The 19752-nt window shown below is 71.3% G+C and carries 12 protein-coding genes; 6 read left to right on the top strand and 6 right to left on the bottom strand.

Annotated elements, in window-relative coordinates:
* Window positions 1-24 precede the first annotated feature (24 nt).
* The 4 genes from G6O69_RS35895 to G6O69_RS35880 form a co-directional block, all read right to left on the bottom strand.
* On the bottom strand, window positions 25-555 hold the full coding sequence (locus tag G6O69_RS35895) for a biopolymer transporter ExbD (RefSeq protein WP_172307971.1): 531 nt from the start codon (window positions 553-555) through the stop codon (window positions 25-27).
* 2 nt (window positions 556-557) lie between these two features.
* On the bottom strand, window positions 558-1013 hold the full coding sequence (locus tag G6O69_RS35890; protein ID WP_172307970.1) for a biopolymer transporter ExbD: 456 nt from the start codon (window positions 1011-1013) through the stop codon (window positions 558-560).
* Window positions 997-1632 (bottom strand): MotA/TolQ/ExbB proton channel family protein, encoded by a 636-nt coding sequence (locus G6O69_RS35885; RefSeq protein ID WP_217909981.1) that lies wholly within the window; start codon window positions 1630-1632, stop codon window positions 997-999. Before G6O69_RS35885 ends, G6O69_RS35890 begins: the two co-directional genes overlap by 17 nt.
* Window positions 1633-1720: 88 nt before the next feature.
* Window positions 1721-2560, bottom strand: coding sequence for an energy transducer TonB (locus G6O69_RS35880; RefSeq protein ID WP_172307969.1), 840 nt, complete (start codon window positions 2558-2560; stop codon window positions 1721-1723).
* A gap of 330 nt (window positions 2561-2890) precedes the next feature.
* Here G6O69_RS35880 and G6O69_RS35875 point away from each other — a divergent pair, with 330 nt between their 5' ends.
* The 6 genes from G6O69_RS35875 to G6O69_RS35850 all read left to right on the top strand — a co-directional run bounded on the left by G6O69_RS35875 (window position 2891) and on the right by G6O69_RS35850 (window position 15863).
* Window positions 2891-5734: a serine/threonine-protein kinase gene (locus G6O69_RS35875; RefSeq protein WP_172307968.1), complete on the top strand. Its 2844-nt coding sequence runs from the start codon at window positions 2891-2893 to the stop codon at window positions 5732-5734.
* Window positions 5735-5806: 72 nt separating this feature from the next.
* A complete protein-coding gene (locus G6O69_RS35870; protein ID WP_172307967.1) occupies window positions 5807-9784 on the top strand; it encodes a VIT and VWA domain-containing protein in 3978 nt (1325 codons plus the stop codon).
* Between the two features lie 64 nt (window positions 9785-9848).
* Complete coding sequence (locus tag G6O69_RS35865; protein ID WP_172307966.1) at window positions 9849-10424, top strand: hypothetical protein; 576 nt, start codon at window positions 9849-9851, stop codon at window positions 10422-10424.
* Window positions 10424-11995, top strand: a complete 1572-nt coding sequence (locus G6O69_RS41730) for an AgmX/PglI C-terminal domain-containing protein (RefSeq protein WP_172307965.1) — start codon at window positions 10424-10426, stop codon at window positions 11993-11995. The genes G6O69_RS35865 and G6O69_RS41730 overlap by 1 nt, the downstream gene beginning before the upstream one ends.
* A 299-nt stretch (window positions 11996-12294) precedes the next feature.
* Window positions 12295-14202 carry a MopE-related protein gene (locus G6O69_RS35855; RefSeq protein WP_172307964.1) on the top strand — a complete coding sequence of 636 codons (1908 nt, stop codon included), beginning with the start codon at window positions 12295-12297 and terminating at the stop codon, window positions 14200-14202.
* A 38-nt stretch (window positions 14203-14240) separates the two neighbouring features.
* A complete protein-coding gene (locus G6O69_RS35850; protein WP_176397278.1) occupies window positions 14241-15863 on the top strand; it encodes an OmpA family protein in 1623 nt (540 codons plus the stop codon).
* Window positions 15864-16060: 197 nt separating this feature from the next.
* Here the strand turns inward: G6O69_RS35850 and G6O69_RS35845 are convergent, their stop codons facing one another.
* Together G6O69_RS35845 and G6O69_RS35840 are read right to left on the bottom strand one after the other, a co-directional pair.
* A complete protein-coding gene (locus tag G6O69_RS35845) occupies window positions 16061-16477 on the bottom strand; it encodes a hypothetical protein (protein ID WP_172307962.1) in 417 nt (138 codons plus the stop codon).
* Window positions 16478-16573: 96 nt separating this feature from the next.
* Complete coding sequence (locus tag G6O69_RS35840) at window positions 16574-19726, bottom strand: serine/threonine-protein kinase (RefSeq protein WP_172307961.1); 3153 nt, start codon at window positions 19724-19726, stop codon at window positions 16574-16576.
* Window positions 19727-19752: the final 26 nt, after the last annotated feature.

Genomic DNA, 19752 nt, shown 5'->3' with positions numbered 1-19752 from the left:
TTGTCGGCGCAGGGCCTGCGCCGGCTACTGAACGGGGATCTCTTTGGTGACCAGCACGGCGGTCACGCGCAGGCGCGGGAGCTCTGCCGCGTCCTTGCCGGCCTTCTCGGCGACCAGGCCATTGACGATGTCCTCGGAGTCCTTGGCGAAGGACATGGCCTGGAGGACGAAGCCGTAGGGGGTCTGCTCGGAGGCGTCGACGTAGATCACCTTGTCGTCGCGTCCGGCGGCCAGGCGACCGAGGCGCTCGGCGGCCTCGTCGGGGCTCAGCTCGATGCTGCCGACCTTGTAGACCGCCTCGCTCGCGTCGCGCTCGGCCTCGACGCGGAGCACGAGCGGCTTGTTGTCGGGGTTGGCCTCGGCGAGGGCCTGGTCCTTGTCGTCGGGCGGCGGGAGCCGGGCCAGGTAGTGCGCGCTGACCACGGGGGCGAGGACCATGAAGATGATCAGCAAGACCAGGACCACGTCGACCAGCGGGGTGACGTTCATGTCCGGGCTGACCGCGTGCTTGGGCTTGCGCTTGAAGCTGCGCGCGCCTTTTTTCTTGCTCGCCATGCTCAGGCCTCTTCTTCCCAGCCGTCTTTTTGAGCGCCGACGGACAGCTGCACGTAGGCGAAGCCGAGGTTTTGGATCTCGTGGAAGACGCTGCGGATCTGCCCGTAGGGGATGCGCGTGTCGCCGCGGAAGAGCAGCACCTGGTTGGGGTCGGCCTCGCGCAGCTTGGCGAGCTCGGCGACCAGGCCGTCGAGGGAGTACTCGACGTCGCCGATGTAGTAGGCCGCGGCCTCGGGGTCGTCTTCGGCGATCGCCACGCTGACGACGATCGGCTCGATGTCCTCCTGGTCCTTGTCGGCGTTTTTAGCCTCGAAGCGCTTGACCGCCACGCCCTCTTGCATGTTGGGGATCACCAACATGAAGATGATCAGCAGGACCAAGACGACGTCGACCAGGGGGGTGACGTTGATGTTGGGCTTGACCTTTTTATCGCCGCCAGTATCAAGCTGAACGCCCATCGTGGGCCTCCAGGTGATCGAGGAGCTCGCCGGCGGCGTGCTGCATCGCCATGTCGAGCTTGTCGAAGCGCGCGGACAGGTAGTTGAAGATCAGCACCGAGACGATGGCCACGACCAGGCCGATGGCGGTGACGATCAGCGCCTCGGCGATACCAGCGGACACGGCCTCGATGCCGCCGCCGCCCGAGGCGGCGATGCCGGTGAACGCGACGATGATGCCGATCACCGTGCCGAACAGCCCGATGAAGGGGGCCGTGGAGCCGACCGAGGCCAAAAAGCCCATGCCCTTGCGAGCCTCGGCGGCGATCTCGTCGAGGCGGCGCTCGAGGTCGCGGCGGGCGAACTCGAGCCGCTCCTCGGCGCCCTCGTGGCGCTGGTAGGCCTGGAGGCCCATGCGGGTCAGCCGGGCGAGGGGGGCCTTGTCGAACTCCGCGCCCTTGGTGAGATCCAAGAGCGTGTCGAGGTCGAGCTCGTCGAGGAGCGGGCGGCTCTTCTTGGCGAAGTTGGCCGAGCTCGAGAAGGCGCGGCCGAGGACCAAGAAGCGCTCGATGGTCACGTAGATGCTGCCGACGCCCATCAAGACCAAGGAGACGGCGACGAGCTTCGAAAGAAAGCTCATCGTGCTCCAGATATGTACGAGATCGAGTTCCATGATGTCTGGCCTTGCGTTGCCGAGTGGGGGAGAGGTGGAGGTGGAGCGGTTGACGCTAGTTGAGGGTGAAGGGGATGGTCACCGTCAGGTAGACGGTGATCGGCTTGCCCTGGTAGGTCGACGGCTTGAATTTCCAGGTCTTGACGGCGTCCGAGACGGCCTTGAGCAGCAGCTTGTTGGCCTTCGCGTAGAGCTCGGGCTCGGCCTTTTCGTCCAGGGAGTTGGACTTGGCGAGGACCTTGGCGCCCTTCACGGAGCCGTCTTTGTAGATCACGAGTCGGACTTTGACCTTGCCGGTGATGTTCCGCTTCTTGAGCGGCGGCGGGTACACGGGCGAGTTGCCGCCGACCTTCTTGGGCACGGTGGCGTCGGCCGGGCGCTCGATCGGCTTGTCCGGGTTGTAGGGGAAGGCGTCCTTCTTCTTGGCCTTCGGCTTCTCGGCGGGCTTCTCTTCGGGCTTTTCCTCGGGGGCTGGCTTGCCCTCGCCCTCGTTGCGCGCGTTGTTGTTGCTGCCGCCGGTCTGGCCGTAGCCCGGGCCGTGATCGTTGATCTCACCCTCTTCGGGGTTCTCGTCGACCGCGTCCGGGTTTTGGATCTCCGGCTGCGGCGAGGGCTTGGGGCTGGGCTTGGAAGGCTTGTCGCTCGGGGGCGGCGGGGCCTCGGGAGGCGGCTCCTCCTCGATCGGCTCCTCCTCCTCGAGCTCCTCTTCCATCTGGAAGTCTTGGATCTCGGCGTCGACGATCTCCTCTTGGATGATCTCTTCGGGCTCGAGGCTCGCTGCATAAAAAGCAGAGCCAAGGCCGCCGCCAGCGAGGAGCAACGCCGCCAGCATGGACTGCCAGCGCTTGCGCTCGAAGAAGCTCTGCTCGCCGCTCGGGTCGAATCCGCCGAACACCGCGGCGGAAGTTAGGGCCGAGTCGTGGCTTATGGGTTTCGAGTATGTTGCGGAGGCGTGACAAGAGCAGGCGCCGGGAAAGTCGCAGTGTTCTTTCTCTCGTATTTCGCCGGGCTCTCTCGACCCTCAGCACCAGTTAGATGGGCGCTGACACCCCAATACAGACATGTAACAGGGGAGACATCCGTGTCACGCGAAGGTGATCTCCTGCGCCTCGATGACGCGTGTCCCAGTTTTCCACGGGTTCGCTCGAGCGCGGGGCATGGCGCCAAAAACAGCCATTTGAGCGCGTTTGGGACCAAACAGGGGCGCGATTGATATCCTCGCCGCGTGCTCGACGACAGCCTGAGCGTCGACCGGCCGGAGCTCGTCAGCCTGCCGGGGGGACAAAGCGAGACGCTGGTCGCGGAGGGCGAGAGCGATGGGGAGGGGGCGCGCCGTCGCGGCCGAGATCTCGAGGTTGGCGAGCGCTTCGCGGGCTTTCAGATCCGCGGCTTGCTGGGGCGTGGGGCCATGGGCGTGGTCTACGACGCCTGGGATCCCACCCTCGAGCGCAGGGTCGCCCTCAAGCTGCTGCGCACGCCGAGCAAGCGCGCGGTCGAGCGGCTGCTCCGCGAAGCTCGCGCGCTCGCGCGCTTCGATCACCCCGGCGTGGTGCGGATCTGGGCGGCGGATGTTCACCGCGGCGCGGTCTACATCGCGATGGAGCTGATCGAGGGCGTCAACCTTCGCCAGTGGCTGGCGCCGCAGCGCGACTGGCGGGAGATCCTGTCGGTGCTCATGGGCGCGGGCCACGGCCTCGCCGCTGCCCACGCGGCCGGCGTGGTCCACCGCGACTTCAAGCCCGAGAACGTGCTCGTGGGCGCGGACGGCCAGGCGCGGGTGCTGGACTTCGGCATCGCGCGGGTCAAAGGCGGGGCGCTCGAGGGCTCCGTGGACTGGACCGTCGATGGCGACGTGGAGCTCGAGGGCGGCTGCGCGAGCTCGGGGCTCAGCGGGAGCTTCGTGGGCGGGGGCGAGCAGGCCGACGCGCAGCCGCTGACCGAGGCCGGGGCTGTGGTCGGCACGCTGCTCTACATGGCGCCGGAGCAGCACGCGTCTCGGCCCATCGACGAGCGGGCGGATCAGTTCGCGTTTTGTGTGACCCTCTTCGAGGCGATCTATGGCGTCCATCCCTTCCCGGCGCGGACTCGCGAGGAGCTGGCGGCCAAGGTCATGGAGGGCGAGCTGGCGATGCCGGCCAACCATCTCGACAAGGCGCCGCGCTGGCTCGAGCGGGTGATCTTGCGCGGGCTCTCGCCGGATCGAGAGGCGCGCTTCGAGAGCATGGACGCGCTGCTCGAGGCGCTGGCCCGCTACCCCGGGCGCCGCCGCCGTCGCCTGCGGTGGCTGGGCGCGGGCGCCCTCGCGGCGGCGGCCCTGACCTTGGGGCTCCTGCTGCCCAGTGGCGACGACGCGCCCGGACCCTGCGTGGACGTGAGCGCCGAGCTCGAGCCCGGGACGATCATCGCCGCCGACACGCGCGAGGCCCTCGTCGCCCGCTTCTCGAGCGTCCCGCGAGCGTGGGCGCCGCTGCTGGGCGCGCGCCTGGGCGAGGCCCTGGACGAGTGGTCGTCGCGCTGGCTCGAGGCGCGCACGCAGGTCTGCGAGCGCCGCCACGCCCACCGCGAGGCGACGGCCCTCGACGCGGCGCGAGCGGCCTGCCTGGACGCGCAGCTCGACGACGTCGATGCCCTGGCCGCGGTGCTGCGCGAGGCCGACACGGGCGCGCTCCAAAACGCCGAGCGGGCGCTGATGATCCTGCCCGACCCTGGGCTGTGCGTCGGCGACAGGCCGATGATCCGCCGGGCCCAGGCGCTGCGCGGCGGCGAGGGTCTGCTCGCCGAGCTCGACGAGCTGCGCTGGCAGGTCACGGTCGCCGAGGATCGAGATCTGGGCGCGCGGGCGGCCGCCCTCGTCGAGGAGGCGCGGGCGCTGGAGCGCAGCCCCGAGGCGGGCGCGCTGCTGGCCGAGGCGCTGCTCGTCGAGGCCGATGTGCTCGCGCTGCATGGGGACAGCGAGCGGGCCGTGGACGTCCTGCGCGAGGCCACCCGGGCCGCCGAGCGGGTGTCCGCCGACAACGTCCGCGCCCGGGCTTTCGTGAGCCTGGGCTTCGCCCTCGCAACTTGCCCGGGCCGCGATGGCGAGGCCCTCGAGGTGCTCGAGTACGCCGAGGCGCTGCTCGAGCGGGTGGGGGCGTCGCGCAGCGAGCAGGTGCGTCTGCGCCGAGGTCTGGCCGAGGCCCTGCTCGCGCGTGGCGAGCTCGCGCGGGCCGTCGCGCTCGCCGACGCGCTGGTCGCCGAGCTCGACAAAGAGGGGGGAGACACCTTCTTGCTCGGCTCGGCGCTGCTGACCCGCAGCCGCATCGCCGAGGCCGAGCGCGACGACGAGGCTGCGCTGGCCTACGCCGCGCGGGTCGTCGAGCTCTACGAGGACGCGCTCGGCCCCGACCACCCCCTGTCCGCCTCGCCGCTGACCAACATGGGCGTGGTCGAGACCCGGCTGGGGCGCCTCGACGACGCCCGCGACTCGCTCTCGCGCAGCCTGGGCCTGCGCCGGGCCCAGCACCGCGACGCGGACAGCCCCGGCACGCGGCGGCGCCTGGCCGAGGTGCTCGTCAACCTCGGCAATCTCGAGAGCACGGCCGGCCGCGAGGCAGAGGCGGCGGACGCCTACCGCGAGGCCCTGACCTTGCTGCCCGTCGACGACGCCCACACCCGGGCGCTGCTGCTCTTCAACCTCGGCGTGTCGCACCAGCTCTCGGGGCGCCACGAGCCGGCGCTGGCCGACTACCGCGAGGCCCTGCGCCTGGGCGAGGGGGTGCTCGCGGCCACCCACCCCCGGGTGGTGGGGGCGCGCCTGGGCGTGGGCAGTATGCTCGTGGCCCTCGGGCGCTTCGACGAGGCCCGCGAGCCGCTCGAGCGGGCGCTGGCGGACTGGCCGGAGGCGCTCCTGGGCGGCCTCGACGAGGCCGAGCTGCGCTTCGCACTGGCGCAGGTGCTGCGGGCGCTCGAGGGCGACGACGAGGGCTCGCTGGCGCAGGCGAAGACCCTGGCCGGAGAGGCGCGGGCGCTGTATGCGGCGTCGGGGGCGCAGGTCGAGCTCGCGGCCGTCGACGCGTGGCTCGGCGAATGACGCCGCGGGGCTGAAAGCCATCGGCGGGCGCGCTCGTTCCCGGGCCCACGCGCCCAGGCCGCGTCTCTCGCCATGTCCGCTGCAACGATCTTCCGCGCCCCCGTCTTGTGTTCGATCGCCTCGCTCTTGTCGCTGCTCACGGCTTGCCAGGCCCCGAGCGAGGGGCAGGGCGCCAGCGCCAGCGCCGAAGCTGGCTCGGCGGAGGCGCCGGCGGAGCTGCCGGTGGTCGCCAAGGTCACCAAGGTCCGAGGCAGCCGCGGCCTGAGCTCGCCGGCCCTGCCCGAGGGCGCGTTCTTGGGGGAGGGGGCGGCCCTGCACGCCGGTCAGGTCATCGAGCTGCCCCGGGGCACGCGGGCGGAGCTCGAGCTCGGCGAGGGGCTGCGCCTGCGCCTCGACGAGGACAGCCGGCTGACCCTGCCCGAGGCCGCGAGCGGCGACAGCCCGCCGAAGCTGACCCTGGAGCGGGGCCGGCTGATCGTGCTGGCGACCGCCGAGGCGCCCGAGGGGCGGGCGGCGTTGATCGTCGCGGCGGCCGATGACGAGCTCCACGTCGAGCGCGGCGAAGTCGAGCTCCACCACGCTGGCGAGACCCGGCACTACGGGGTGGTCCAGGGCCGCTCGCTGCTCCACCACGCCGAGCGCGAGATCCCCCTGGGCCCGGGCGCGAGCATCTCGACGCCGGCGGCGCCCGAGACCCGGCCCGAGACCCCGCCGGATCCGAACATCCTGGCCTTCACGCCCGCGCTGAGCCTGGCGCCGCTGCAGGAGGCGGCGTGGGCCAAGGCCTTCGAGGACAGCCAGGCCCTGGCCGAGAGCCTGCCCGAGGGCGTGGGCAGCCTGGTCGCGCGCCGGGCAGGATCCTCGGTCGAGCGCCAGTCGCTGCGCATCGGCGAGCAAAAGGTCGAGGTCGCGATCTCCGGCCGGATCGCGCGCACGCAGATCGAGCAGAGCTTCGTCAACGACTCGAGCCAGACCCTCGAGGGCATCTATCAATTCCCGCTCCCCGCCGACGCCTCGATCTCGGATCTCCAGCTGCTCGTCGGCGACACCTGGGTGCGCGGCGAGATGCTCGAGAAGACCCGCGCGCGCCAGATCTTCCGCCAGATCGTCGACGCCACCGTGCCCCGGGATCCCGCGCTCTTGCAGTGGGAGAAGGGCGGGATCTTCAAGCTCGACATCTTCCCGATCCCCGGCCACGGCGAGCGGCGGATCAAGATCGCCTACACTCAGGTGCTGCCCGAGGTCGCGGACACGCTGCGCTATCGCTACCCCATGGGGGGCTCCGGGGCCACGGCCACGGAGATCGGCGAGTTCGAGTTCTCCGTGGAGGTCGACGGCCGCGAGCTCGACGAGGACGCGCTCGCCAAGGTCAGCACGCCGATGGCCGAGCTCGCCCGCGAGCGTCGCGGGGCTGGCCTGCGCCTCGACATGCGCGAGCGCGACTATCAGCCCACCCACGAGCTCGGCGTGGACGTGCCGCTGGCCAAGGACGCGCGCAAGGTGATGGCCGCGACCCACCGCGACGCCGACGGCCAGGGCTACTTCATGCTCTCGCTCGAGCCCGAGCTGAAGCTCCAGGCGGATCCGCGCCCGGTCCACTACGCCTTCGTCCTCGATCGCAGCCACGGGACCACGCCGGAGCTGTGGACCGCGGCCGAGGGCCTGAGCCGAGCGATGCTCTCGACCCTCGAGCCCGACGATCGCTTCACGGTCCTCGCCTGCGACGCGGCCTGCGATCGCCTGTCCGGGGGGCTGCGCTCGGCGAGCGAAGGCGCCGGTCAGGCCAGGGAGCTCGAGCGCTTCTTGGACGCGCAGGTGCTCGCCGGGGCCAGCGACATCGGCAACATGCTCGAGCAGGCGGCGGCGGCCCTCGGCGAGCGCCGCGGCGACGAGGGGGGACTCGGGGGCCTCGGGGGAGAGGGCGGCGGCGAGGCGGAGCGGGTGATCGTCTACCTCGGCGACGGCATCCCGACCTCCGGGGCGCTGACCCCCGATGAGCTCGGGGCCCTCGTCGACGGCCCGCTGGCGACCACGCGCGTCCAGGCCGTGGCCATGGGCGCGCGCTCGGACCTGCTGGTCCTCGACAGCCTGGTCCGGCAAAGCGGCGGCGACCTGCTGCGCGCCGACGCCCGCGACGATCTCCACGCCCTCGCGCGAGAGCTGCGGCTGCGCGCCCAGGTCCCCGTGGCCCGGGACCTCGAGCTCGAGCTCCCGCCGGGGCTGAGGGAGGTCTACCCCAAGTCGATCCCGGCGCTGCGCCCCGGGGACACCCTGACCTTGGTCGGCAAGCTCGCCGATGGCGACCCCGCGGCCTTGCGCGGCGACCTGCGCCTGCGCGGCCGCAGCCCCAGCGGGGTGGTGGACGAGCGCTTCGCGGTGATGCTCGACGCCGAGTACTCCGTCGAGGGCGGGGCGTGGGCCGCGGGGGTCCACGCTCACCTGCCGCGGACCTGGGCGCAGGAGGAGATCAGCCACCTCACGCAGACCGAGGGCGCGTCCGCCAAGGATCGGATCGTCGCCCTGTCTCGGGAGTACAACGTGCTCTCGCGGTGGACGGCGCTGCTCGTGCTCGAGAACGACCGCATGTATCGAGAGTTCAACGTCGCCCGCAAGGCCGGGAACAAGCACGGCTGGGACGGCAAGCTGGGCGAGACCGAGGCCGCGAAGACGGCGACGACGAAGGCCAAGGCCGAGGAGAAGGTCGCGGGCGGAGGTTTCGAGGCGGAGCCGAGCGCCGACGCTGCGTCCGCGCCTTCGCCTTCGTCTGTGCCGGTGCCCATGGATGAGCCGACGCTCGACCTGGATCCAGCCTCGCCGATGCGCGAGCGCGGTGAGGCCGAATTCGCGGACGCCAAGGACATGCGCTCCGAAGACTTCGACGACTTCGAGGATATGGTGGCGTTCGACGAGGAGGAGCCCGAGGCGGAGGCGGAGTTCTCTGGTGACTTTGGCGAGGGAGGCGGGAGCAAGAAGGAGGCGGGGAAGGGCCGCGGGGCGCTCGGTCCTGCGCCCGCGGGGAAGCCGGCCAAGGCCAAGTCGAGCTCGACCTCGTCCAAGGGCTGGAGCGGCCAGGGCTGGGGCAGCGGCGGCTGGAGCGGCGACGGTGGCTGGCAAGAGCCGCGCCCGCGCCCGCGCCCGCGTCCGCAGCTTCGCCTGCGCGACGCCAACGGCCCGAGCCCCGACGAGCGCGGGCGGATCGCCACGCTCCAGCGCCAGCGCGACGCGCAGCCGGGCGACCGCAAGATCCACCGCGACCTGGTCCGGGCGGCCGTGCGCGCCGGTGATCCGAGCGCCCTCGCCCACGCGGCGGCCTGGGCCGAGGCCGATCCCGACCACGCGCCAGCGCTGCTCGCCCACGCCGACGCGCTCGCGGCCGCGGGGGATCCCCTGGCGCTGCGCGCCTACGCCAGCGCCGTCGAGGTCGCGCCCTTCTCGGTCAAGCTCCACGAGCGCATGGCCACCGCGCTGGCGCGGGCTGGAGACTTCGAGCGGGCCTGCTCGCACCGGCGCGCGCTGGTCAGCATCGATCCGAGCAGCGGCGAGCGGGCTGCGGCGCTCGTCGAGTGCCTGGCCGAGTCCGGGCGCGTCGACGCGGCCCGGGCAGCCGCGGCGCAGGCCGGCGAGCGGGTGCGATCGGATCAGCAGCGCCTGTCCAAGGCGGCGGCGGCCGTTCAGGGGCGGGCCAAGGCCGTGGCGCCGCGAACGAACACGCAGCGTGTGCACGGCAGCCCGGAGCTGCGCGCCGAGCTGCGCTGGGAGGCCGACGAGAACCTCGACGTCGCCTTCGTCGACAAGCGCGGCCGCCGGCTCTCGGTGCTCCGGCCCCAGGGGGTGCTGATCCGCGAGGCGCGTGAGGGCGGCGAGCGCCTCGAGGTCATGACCATGCGCGAGGTCCGGGGCAGGGTCTTCGTCGAGGTCACCCGACCCGAGACCCGCAGCGAGGAGCCGATCGTCGCTACCTTGGTGGTCAAGACCCCCTCGGGTCGCAAGACCTGGCGGCTGCAGCTCGACCCCGGCACCCGGCGCGTGGCCGCGGCCAAGTGGGATTGAGCGTTGCAAATCACCACGGGGTGGGGCGCTGGCCGCGGCTGGCGCTCCATCTATAATGCCGACCATGACTTCCCCGCGCGACGAGCAGCGCCTCGCCAGCATCCGCGCTGGAGATCGTGCTGCCTTGCATGATCTCGCCGAGCTGATCCGCGAGGTCCTGCGCGAGCTCGACATCCCTGGGGTCTCGGACGCGCGCGGTCGCCTCGACGACATCGTTGGCCCTCTGCGCGCGCGTCTGCTCGCGCGCTTCGCCGCGCCGGGCTTCGAGCTGCGCGGCTCGCTGCGAGCCTACGTGACCAGCTTCGTCGCCCTGCGCCGCGACGAGCTCGAGCCGGGCGCGGCCCCTGCCGGCCTGCGGCGGCTCGAGCGGGCCAACCCGGAGCACCTCGCGGCCGCCGTCGACACGGTGCTGCGCAAGCTGACCCAAAGCCACAGCCCCGACATCCGCGAGCTCGCCCACACCTGGCTGGCCCTCGTCGAGGAGGGCGGCTCGCTCGACGTGAACAGCGGGCGAGAGACCGCGCGCATGCTCAAGACCGCCTCGCCGCTGCTCGCCCGCCGCAGCGAGGGCGAGTTCGCCGGGGCGCTGCGGGCCTTTCGAACCACTTTGGGCTACGAGCTCAGCAAGCTGGGGTACTGATGACGTCGCACGCCAAGGAGATCCTGCTGCTCGCGGCCGAGGACGCGTTCGAGTTCGAGCGCTTCCGCGAGGCTGGCCCGCTGACCGCCGACGTCGATCCCGAGGTCACGATCGCCGAGATCGCCGAGTTCGAGGCTCTGGGCATACCCCTGCCCGGCGAGCTCGAGAGCCTGCGTCGGGAGCTCGAGCACGCGGCCAGGGTCCGCGAGGCGATCCGCGCGGCCGCGGGGGCGCTGCGTCGCAGCGCTCGGGCCGAGGCCGGTGCCCTGGTCGCTCTCGGGCAGCAGCCGCTCGTGGCTCGGCCCAGCGGCTGGGAGGCCGGTGGCGCGGGAGGTCCCGGCGGGGTGGATCCGCGGCTGCTCGCGATGATGGACCCACGCTTCGTCGCGGCGGTGAGCGCCGCCGCCCAGGAGCTGGGCGCGGGGCAGGGGACGCGCGCCCAGCTGGAGGCGGGCCAGGGTCGAGGCGCCGCGGCCGAGCTGGTCGACGCGCGAGGCCCCGTCGGCGCGGTCGATGCCGAGGTCCTCGCCGAGCCCGATGGCGACTGGGAGGGAGCTCGCGGCGGGCGGGCCCACGACGAGCGGGGCCCTGCCCGGCGTCCACGAGCGAACCGACCACGCGCGCGCGAAGACGACTGGGACGAGGACGAGGATGAGGACGAGGACTTCGAGTCGCTGATCGCCGCGCGGCCGTCGAGCTCGCCGGACAAGACCACCTGGATCCTCGGTGGCATCGCGGGCGCGGCCGTGCTCGGGCTCGTGTGGATGCTGGCGACCAACGCCAAGCGCGACGACCAGGAGCAGGCCGCGGCGCAGCAGCAAGCCGTGTCTGCTCAGGCTCAGGTCTCACAGCCGCCCGCGCCCGCGCCCGCACAAGCGCCGCCGCCCACGATCGATCCTGCCCTGGCGCCTCCCCCGGCGCAGGCCATGCCGAGTCAGGCCCCGCCGCCGCAGGCCCCTCGGCCGCGCAGGGGGGGCGGTGGCGGGCGTGCCCCGGGAGCGAGCGCGCCCGCTCCGAGCGGTGGAGGGGCCAACCCCTTCGGCGGGTACACGCCGCCGGGCAAGGACATCGTCGGTGGGCAGACACAGCCGGCGGCTGGGGGGACGCAGCCAGCCGGCGGAGGGACACAGCCGGCGGCTGGAGGATCACAGCCGGCGGCTGGGGGGACACCCGCGGGGACACAGCCCGCGCCAGCGGCCACGCAGCCCACGGAAGCGGCCACGCAGCCCACGGTCGAGGGGAAGGTGCCAAGCGAAGCTCCCAAGGCCGCGGCGCCGGAGATCACCAAGTCCAAGATGACCCCGGCCCAGCGCAGCGCGATTACGAGCAAGGTCGGGGGACTCCAGCAGTGCTATCAAGACGCGCTCGTTGGTAAGCCAGATCTCGCTGGCCGAGTGGTGTTCACGATCTCCTTGGACCAAGACGGCGTGGTCAAGCGAGTCGACGTCACCAAGGACGAGGTCAAATACGGCGTCGCCAAGTGCTCCGCCAAGAAGATCAAGACGTGGATCTTGCCGGGAGGCGGGATCCCGATGGTTTTCGACCTGCCCTTCGACTTCAAGCAGCCCTGAGCCGAGCTGCCCGAGGCGGTCGTCCTCTGTCGGGCCTGTGCTCGCATTGCTTGCTCGGCCCTGCGGACCTGGAGCGAAGTCGATCCCCAAAAACTTGGAGGTGACTCGATGGCATGCGCTGCGTTACGCTGCCGTTGCGTTAAATGCGCAGCAAGTGGTTTCACCCTGGTCCAAAGATCAAGGTGAAATGGCACTGTGAGCGAACATCCGCAGTGCCGCGACGCAAAAAAGTATTTTGGATCCGAAACCACACCTTTGGCACTCATCATCCGCGTGGGCAGTACGCCCGAGGCAAGAACATGAACAAGAGCATTCTTCGACACTTTGGACTGAGCTGTGGCATCTCGCTGGCGGCGATCGGCACGAGCGCCTGTGGCGACCCCTGCCTCGACGACGGACTGGGCAAGGGTGAATGCAACGCTCAGACCGACAGCGGGACGGACGACGATGTCGGTGATGACACCGACACCGACGCCGAGGGCGAGGGCGAGAGCGCCGACTCGAGCACGGGCTCGACGTGGTGCACCGACGCCGACATGGACGGCTTTGGCGACGCCGACGCCTGCGAAGAAGTTCCCGCGGGCGAGGATCCGCCCTCGGGCTCCGTGCCCGAGTCGAACGGCCTCGACTGCGACGACGAGGATCCCAACACCTTCCCCGGCGCGGCAGAGCTCGACGATCCCGACGCCTGCATGACCGACGCGGACGAGGACGGCTACGGCGACGATGAGCCGAGCAGCCCCAACGCGCTGCCGGGCAGCGACTGCGACGACAGCAGCGCGGCCACCTTCCCGGGCGCGGCCGAGAACGACGACCCCGACGCCTGCATGCAGGACGAGGACGACGACGGCTACGGCGAGTCCTCGCCCCTCAACCCCGGCACGACCCCGGGGACCGACTGCCAGGACAACGACCCCGCCGTGTTCAGCTGCGTGCTGTGGTGCGAGGACGCGGACATGGACGGGGCCGGCGGCAGCGACAACTGCATCGTCGGCGAGCCTGGTGAGGAGCCCCCCGAGGGCTTCGCCGAGGGCAGCACCGACTGCCTCGACGACAACCCCGACGTCTACCCCGGCGCCGCCGAGCAAGAGCCCGAGCTGTGCACCGCCGACATCGACGACGACGGCTACGGCGACAGCTCGGCCTCGTCGACCTACCCGGGCGCCGACGACGGGACCGACTGCCTCGACAGCGATCCCAACGCCTTCCCGGGCGCGGCCGAGATCGACGATCCCACGGCCTGCATGCTCGACGCCGACATGGACGGCTGGGGCGACGACGAGCCGCCGGAGGGCGTGGTCGCGGGCCGCGACTGCAACGACGAGGACGGGGCCGCGGTGGTCTGCGCCGACGCGATCCCCGGCTGCGTCGACACCACCTTGGGCGGCAACGCCGAGCTGATGGCCACGGCGATCGGCGGCGACGGCAACTACACCTACTCGTGGGAGCCCGCCGACACCCTCGACGACGCCATGAGCCAGACCCCCGTGGCCATGCCCACGGAGCTGACCACCTACACGGTCACGGCCACCGACGGCCTGGGCAACATGGGCTCCGACGACCTCACGGTCCACATCACCGACAACCCCTGGGTGCTCGGTGGTGACAACGCGGAGTGCGAGGCCGTGGGCTTCCTCGGCGAGCCGGCGGAGCACAGCTTCTCGGCCGACGGGACCCAGACCTGCACCGAGAGCAACTCCGACCCGACCGCCTTCGTCTGCCCGATCGTCCACCAAGAGGTGCGGATCACCGGCAAGATGGTCGTCAACACCACCGACGATGACGACGTCATCGGCTTCGTGTGGGGCTGGCAGAACAGCGACCAGTTCTACCTGCTGAGCTGGAAGCAGACCTACCAGAACTGGTTTGGTTGTGACGGCAACGCCGGCATCACCGTCAAGCTCTTCGATCGTCAGGAAGACTACACCGACGCGGACTTCGGATGCGACACCGACACGGCCAACACGACCGTGCTGATGCAGCCGGCCGAGACGACGACGACGGGCTGGATCGACAACCGCGAGTATGACGTCGAGGTCCTCTACGACCTCGAGCAGACCGAGATCACCATCACGGACACCTCCGACAACAGCGTCGTCGCCAACTTCACGGTCGTCGACGGCACCTACCCCAGCGGGCAATTCGGAACCTACGACTTCTCGCAGATCAGCGCCTGCAACGGGCCCTGGAATTCGAGCTGCCTGTAGGTCAGGCTCTCCCCCCTCCCGCAAGGAACTTTCAAGCCATGAATCTCCGCGCAATCGGATTCGCAATTCTCTCCTCTCTCCCGCTCGTCATGGCCAGCTCGAGCTCCGCGTTCGCGGGGTCCCCTGCCGAGGACGAGGCTGACGGCGAGGCGTCCGCTGAAGGCGGCGCCTCCTTCTCCCTCGGCGGTGACGCCGACGCCGAGGCCGACGCCGACGCTGATGTCGACGCCGACGCCGACGCTGATGTCGACGCCGACGCCGATGTCGAGGCCGACGCCGACGCTGAAGCCGAGACCGACGACAAGCCGCGCAAGGTCAAGGACCGCGGCGACAAGCCGTGGATCAAGCGCTGGGCGCCCGAGCGCAACATGGGCGAGATCGGCATCTACGGCGGCGTGTTCTTCCCGTCGCCGAACCACGAGCTCTTCGAGCCCAGCCTCGATCTCGAGCGCCAGGGCTTCAAGCCCCTGGGCACCGTCTCGCCGGACGTCGGTCTGCGCGCTGGCTACTACCCGCTGCGCTTCTTCGGCGTCGAGGCCGAGGGCGGCGTGATGCCCTCGCGCATCGACGACGGCTCCTCGGCGCTGCTCTACCACGTCCGTGGTCACCTCGTCGCGCAGCTCGGGCTGTGGAGCGTGACCCCCTTCGTGGTCCTCGGTGGCGGCGGCATGGGCGTGTCGAGCCCCCGCGAGGCGCTCGGCAACGACATCGACCCGAGCCTGCACTTCGGCGCTGGTGTGAAGATCTACATCAACCGCTGGGTCATGCTGCGCCTCGACGTCCGCGACAACGTCACCCACAAGGTCGACGTCGACGAGGTCTTCAACTCGCACAACCCCGAGGTCCTGCTCGGGCTGAGCGTGACCTTGGGCCGCAAGAAGGACGAGCTGCCCTCGGATCGTGACAACGACGGCTACGCCGACGCCCGGGACTCCTGCCCCGACGAGGCGGAGACCTTCAACGACTACCTCGACGAGGACGGCTGCCCCGAGTCGGACCGCGACGGCGACGGGTTCTGGGACGACCAGGACACCTGCCCCGACGAGGCCGAGACGGTCAACGACTACCTCGACGAGGACGGCTGCCCCGAGTCGGATCGCGACGGCGACGGGTTCTGGGACGACCAGGACACCTGCCCCGACGAGGCCGAGACGGTCAACGACTACCTCGACGAGGACGGCTGCCCCGAGTCGGACCGCGACGGCGACGGGTTCTGGGACGACCAGGACACCTGCCCCGACGAGCCCGAGACGGACAACGGCTACCAGGACGAGGACGGCTGCCCGGACGAGGTGCCCAAGGAGGTCAAGGCCTTCACCGGTACCATCAAGGGCATCACCTTCGAGAACGACTCGGACGCGATCCGTTCGTCCTCGACCAAGACCCTCGACAAGGCCGTCAAGGTCCTCAAGGACTTCCCGGACGTCCGCCTGCGCATCGTCGGTCACACCGACAGCAAGGGTGCCCGCGACCACAACGTCGACCTGTCCAAGCGCCGGGCCGAGTCGGTCAAGAGCTACCTCGTCGAGCACGGCATCGAGGAGAACCGCCTGCTCACCGAGGGCAAGGGTCCGGACGATCCGGTCGACACCAACGACACCCGCAAGGGCCGCGCGAACAACCGGCGCATCGACTTCCAGCCGATCACGCGCAAGAAGTAGGCTGTGCGGCCCCACGAGGGCTGCTGCACGAGGGGGTGCTCCGCGAGGGGCACCCCTTTTTCGTTTGTCGCGCCCGCGGGCTGTGGCGCGTCTGGGGGGTCTGGAGGCAGGTCGGGGCGCGCACACTAGAGGGCGCTCCCCTGGCCGGAGAGCGCCCTCGCGTGTGTCGTCGGTGCGGCGACCGGCGGAGATGGGGCTCAGCTCGAGCTGCAGTTGCAGCTGCTGCCGCTGGCGTAGCCCGTGGGCCCACCGGTGTTGGGGTCGATGTTCTTGATCTTGATCTTGGGGTCGAACCACGACGGGTTGCAGACCCAGCTGCCGCCCTCTTCGACCAGGTAGTGCACGCAAAAACAGTAGGTCGCGGCGCTGCCCGTGCTCGGCATGGCGTAGTCGCGGTCGCCGGTCCCGGTGGCTCCGGGCCCACACTCGGCCCACTCCGCGGTCACGAATTGGATCTTGACGCCGTCGTAGCTCGTGCTGTTGACCTCTCCGCCGGAGAAGTCCACGGGGCACTCGTCCGAGGTCGAGAGCGTCTCTCCGGTCGGGCTCTTCCAGGTCAGGCTGTCGTCGGATCCGACGACGAGGGTGATGGTGTAGGGGTTGCTCAGGGGCATGTCGTGTCTTTCTTTCGAGTGCGATCGCAGCTGGTGTCCCGAGTTGGGTGTGCCTGGGGGCCTCGGGGATCCAAAAAAGCGGCGCGTGGAGTGGACTCAGCCCTTGGCCTCGAGCCACTCGCGGACCGCAGCTTCGCGATCGTCCATGCCCAAGTCTGCGAACTCTTCTCGCGCGCGTGCAGCGTGTTCACGGGCGATCTGCGGGTGCCCGGGATCTCGGGCGAAGGTGGCCCGCGCGAGGGCAAAGCGTGCATCTGCGAGCTCGATCGGCTCATCGCCGACCTTGGTCAATAGGGCCAAAGCTCGCTCGAGGTCGTGGATCGCGGATTGGGGGTCGCCGGTCGCGAGCGCGGCCATGCCCCGCCCCTTGAGCGGGACCCCGAGGTAGGGGTGGTCCGCGGGCAGGGCGCGCTCGAGGATCTCCAGCGCCCGGTCGAAGGCCGCGATGGCCTCCTGGTTGCGGCCGAGCGCGAGCAGGGACTCGCCGATGTTGCCGTGCATCAGCCCGACCTCGTCGTTGTCGGGGCCCAAGGTGAGCTCGAGGGAGATGAGCGCGCGCTCGTAGGCGTCGATCGAGCCGGCGTAGTCCCCCGTGTAGAAGCGGATCACGCCCAGGGCCGCCTGCGCGCGGGCGGTGGACTCGTGGCGCGGGCCGAGCTTGGTCTCGAACACGGGCAGCAGGGCCTCGAGGCGCTCGCGGGCCTCGTCGAAGTTCGCCGAGCTCATCGCGAGCTTGGCGAGGACGAACTCGGCCTCGGCGGCGTAGGTGGTCCCGGGGCCGAGCTGGGCGTCGTAGGTGTCGCGGGCCCGAGTCAGCCAGCGCGTCGCGCCCTCGAAGTCGCCGCGGTCGAGGGCGAGGACCCCGAGGTTGAACTCGGCGGCGGCGTAGCGCATGGACCGGGGGCCCCAGCGGGCTCGGGCCTGGTCGAGGAGCTCGAGGTAGATGGCCTCGGCCCGGGCGTAGTCGCCGAGCAGGCGCTCGACGGCGGCGATGTTGCTGCGCACGTCGGAGAGCTGGTCGAGCTGGCCGCGGGCGGCGTAGAGCTCGGCCGCGCGCTCGAAGCCCGCGCGGGCCTCGAGGTAGTCGCCGCTCTGGCGCAGGCGCGTGGCCCGGGCGACGAGCAGATCGGTGGCCCGCGGGTCGTCGAGCTGATCGAGGCGGGCGAGGGCGAGCTCGGCGTCCTCGATCAGCCAGTCCTCGAGCTCCGGCTTGGACCAGCGCCCGGCGGCGGCGCTGGCCATGGTCGTGCGCAGGTTGGCCTCGAGCTCGAGCAGGCCCTCGCGCTCGGCCTCGGCCGCGGCCGCGCGGTAGCGCTGGAGGGCGGCGTGGAGATCGCGGGGCTGGATGAGCGCGGCGAGCTGGCCGTGGGCGGCGAGGCGCAGCGGGGTGTAGTCGAGGGCCTCGGCCTCGGCCTCGGCGGACTCGGCCAGCGCGCGGGCCTGCTCGACCTCGCCGATCACGAAGCGCGCCGAGCTGCGACCCAGGGCTTCGTAGGCCCGGAGCACGGCCGCGGCGTCGTCGGGGTCCGCAGGCAGCGGGACTTGGCCGGCGAGGGCCCGGGGGTTGCTGCACTCGCCCAAGGTGGGGAGCTCGGCGAGGAGCTCGTCGGCGTGGGCGACGACCTGGCGATCCGCGGCGGCATAGACGGCGACCAGGGCCTCGAAGCCACGCCGCTTGCGGTCGAGGCAGGCGGTGCGCAGGTCGAGGCGCTCGCTCGACTGCGTGCCCTCGACGCGGGTGGCCTGGCAGGAGGTTCGCCGCACCTCGAGCCAGCCGCGGGTCCACGCGTCGAGGCTGTCGACCACGGTCGCGGCGCTCTCTCCCGCGCCGGTCAGCCCCGTGGCGGCGAAGGCCTCGCGCAGGTGGGCGCGCGCGTCATCGTCCCAGCTGCCGGCGAGCAGGCTCGCGTCGACCTTGCAAGGTGAGTCGCTCTCGTCGCCGAGCAGGGTCGCCGCGAGCAGGCCGAGGAGCAGGGCGAGGAGCAGCGCGAGGGTGATCGCGCGGCCGCGGGTGCTCGGGGGTCGCAGCGGGGCCTCGAGCTGCTCGAGCAGCGCGTCCATGCTCGGCCAGCGCGCGTCGGGGTCGGCCTCGAGCCCGCGGAGCAGGGCCTCGCGGACGCTGCGTGGGAGCTTGGGCTCGCGCGTCGGGGCGGTGATCTTCTGCTCGCGGATCGCCGCGAGCAGGGCGTGGCGCTCGTCGCCCGCGAAGGGGTGCACGCCGTAGAGGGCCGCGTAGGTCGCGACGCAGAAGCTGAACTGATCGCTGCGCGCGTCGCCGCGCTCGCCGAGCCACTGCTCGGGCGCCATGTAGCGCGGGGTGCCCATGATGGTCCCGGGGATCGTGAGCGTCTCGAGGCGGCCGGGGACGATGGCCTCGGTGTGCCAAGACGCGCTCGCGCTGGGCTCGACCACGGGCTCCTGGGAGGGTGAGTCTTCGGGGGCGCTGGGGCGGCCGTCTGCGTCGAGGGACTCGGTCGGGATCGGCTCGATGGTCCGCGTCGATTCGGGATCCGCGAGCTCGGGCTCGGGGGAAGGGGAGGGCGTCGAGGCCGACGCTGGGGTGGGGGTGGGCACAGGTCGCTCGCCCGAGCCGCTCGTCGACGAGGGGTCGAGGGGATCGAGGCGATCGTCGACGCTGCGCGCCAGGCCAAAGTCGACGATGCGGACGCGCTCGTCGTCGCCGACGAGCACGTTGGCGGGCTTGAAGTCGCGGTGAGCCAGGCCCGCCGCGTGGACCGCCGCGAGCCCGCGCCCGGCCTCGACGAAGCGCGCGAGCACCTTGCGATCGTTGTCGAGCTCGGCCTCGCTGGGCTGCTCGGCCAGCCACTCGCTGAGGGTGCGGCCATGGACGAACTCCATCGCAATGAACACCCGACCCTCGACGCTGCCGGCCTCGTAGACTTGGACGACGTTGGGGTGGGAGAGCCGCGCCGCGGTCTGGGCCTCGCGGAGCAGGCGCTGCTCGCCGAGCTCGCCCGCGCGGCTGTCGGGGCGCAGCAGCTTGAGGGCGACCTTGCGATCGAGGTTGGGATCGTAGGCGGCGTAGAGCTCACCCATGCCGCCGCTGCCGACGCTCTCGATCAGGGTGAAGCGACCGACGCGGACGGGCTGGGCGGGCTTGGCGAAGAGCGCCGAGAACACCCGGTTGCGGCGCAGCTCTCCGGCGAGCGCCCCCGCGCGCGGGGCCGACACGGACGCTCGCGGCGAGGGATCGGGCGAAGATGCGCCAGTTTGGGCTGCGTCGCTCATGGCCAGGGGCGAGCGCGTAGCGGCGA

This window comes from Pseudenhygromyxa sp. WMMC2535, assembly GCF_011083025.2.
This window is presented reverse-complemented; position numbering and strand designations above follow the sequence as displayed.

Coding starts and splice junctions, on each gene's coding strand:
- G6O69_RS35895 (WP_172307971.1), bottom strand. CDS start 555: ATGGCGAGCAAGAAAAAAGGCGCGCGCAGCTTCAAGCGCAAGCCCAAG.
- G6O69_RS35890 (WP_172307970.1), bottom strand. CDS start 1,013: ATGGGCGTTCAGCTTGATACTGGCGGCGATAAAAAGGTCAAGCCCAAC.
- G6O69_RS35885 (WP_217909981.1), bottom strand. CDS start 1,632: ATGAGCTTTCTTTCGAAGCTCGTCGCCGTCTCCTTGGTCTTGATGGGC.
- G6O69_RS35870 (WP_172307967.1), top strand. CDS start 5,807: ATGTCCGCTGCAACGATCTTCCGCGCCCCCGTCTTGTGTTCGATCGCC.
- G6O69_RS35865 (WP_172307966.1), top strand. CDS start 9,849: ATGACTTCCCCGCGCGACGAGCAGCGCCTCGCCAGCATCCGCGCTGGA.
- G6O69_RS41730 (WP_172307965.1), top strand. CDS start 10,424: ATGACGTCGCACGCCAAGGAGATCCTGCTGCTCGCGGCCGAGGACGCG.
- G6O69_RS35855 (WP_172307964.1), top strand. CDS start 12,295: ATGAACAAGAGCATTCTTCGACACTTTGGACTGAGCTGTGGCATCTCG.
- G6O69_RS35850 (WP_176397278.1), top strand. CDS start 14,241: ATGAATCTCCGCGCAATCGGATTCGCAATTCTCTCCTCTCTCCCGCTC.
- G6O69_RS35845 (WP_172307962.1), bottom strand. CDS start 16,477: ATGCCCCTGAGCAACCCCTACACCATCACCCTCGTCGTCGGATCCGAC.
- G6O69_RS35840 (WP_172307961.1), bottom strand. CDS start 19,726: ATGAGCGACGCAGCCCAAACTGGCGCATCTTCGCCCGATCCCTCGCCG.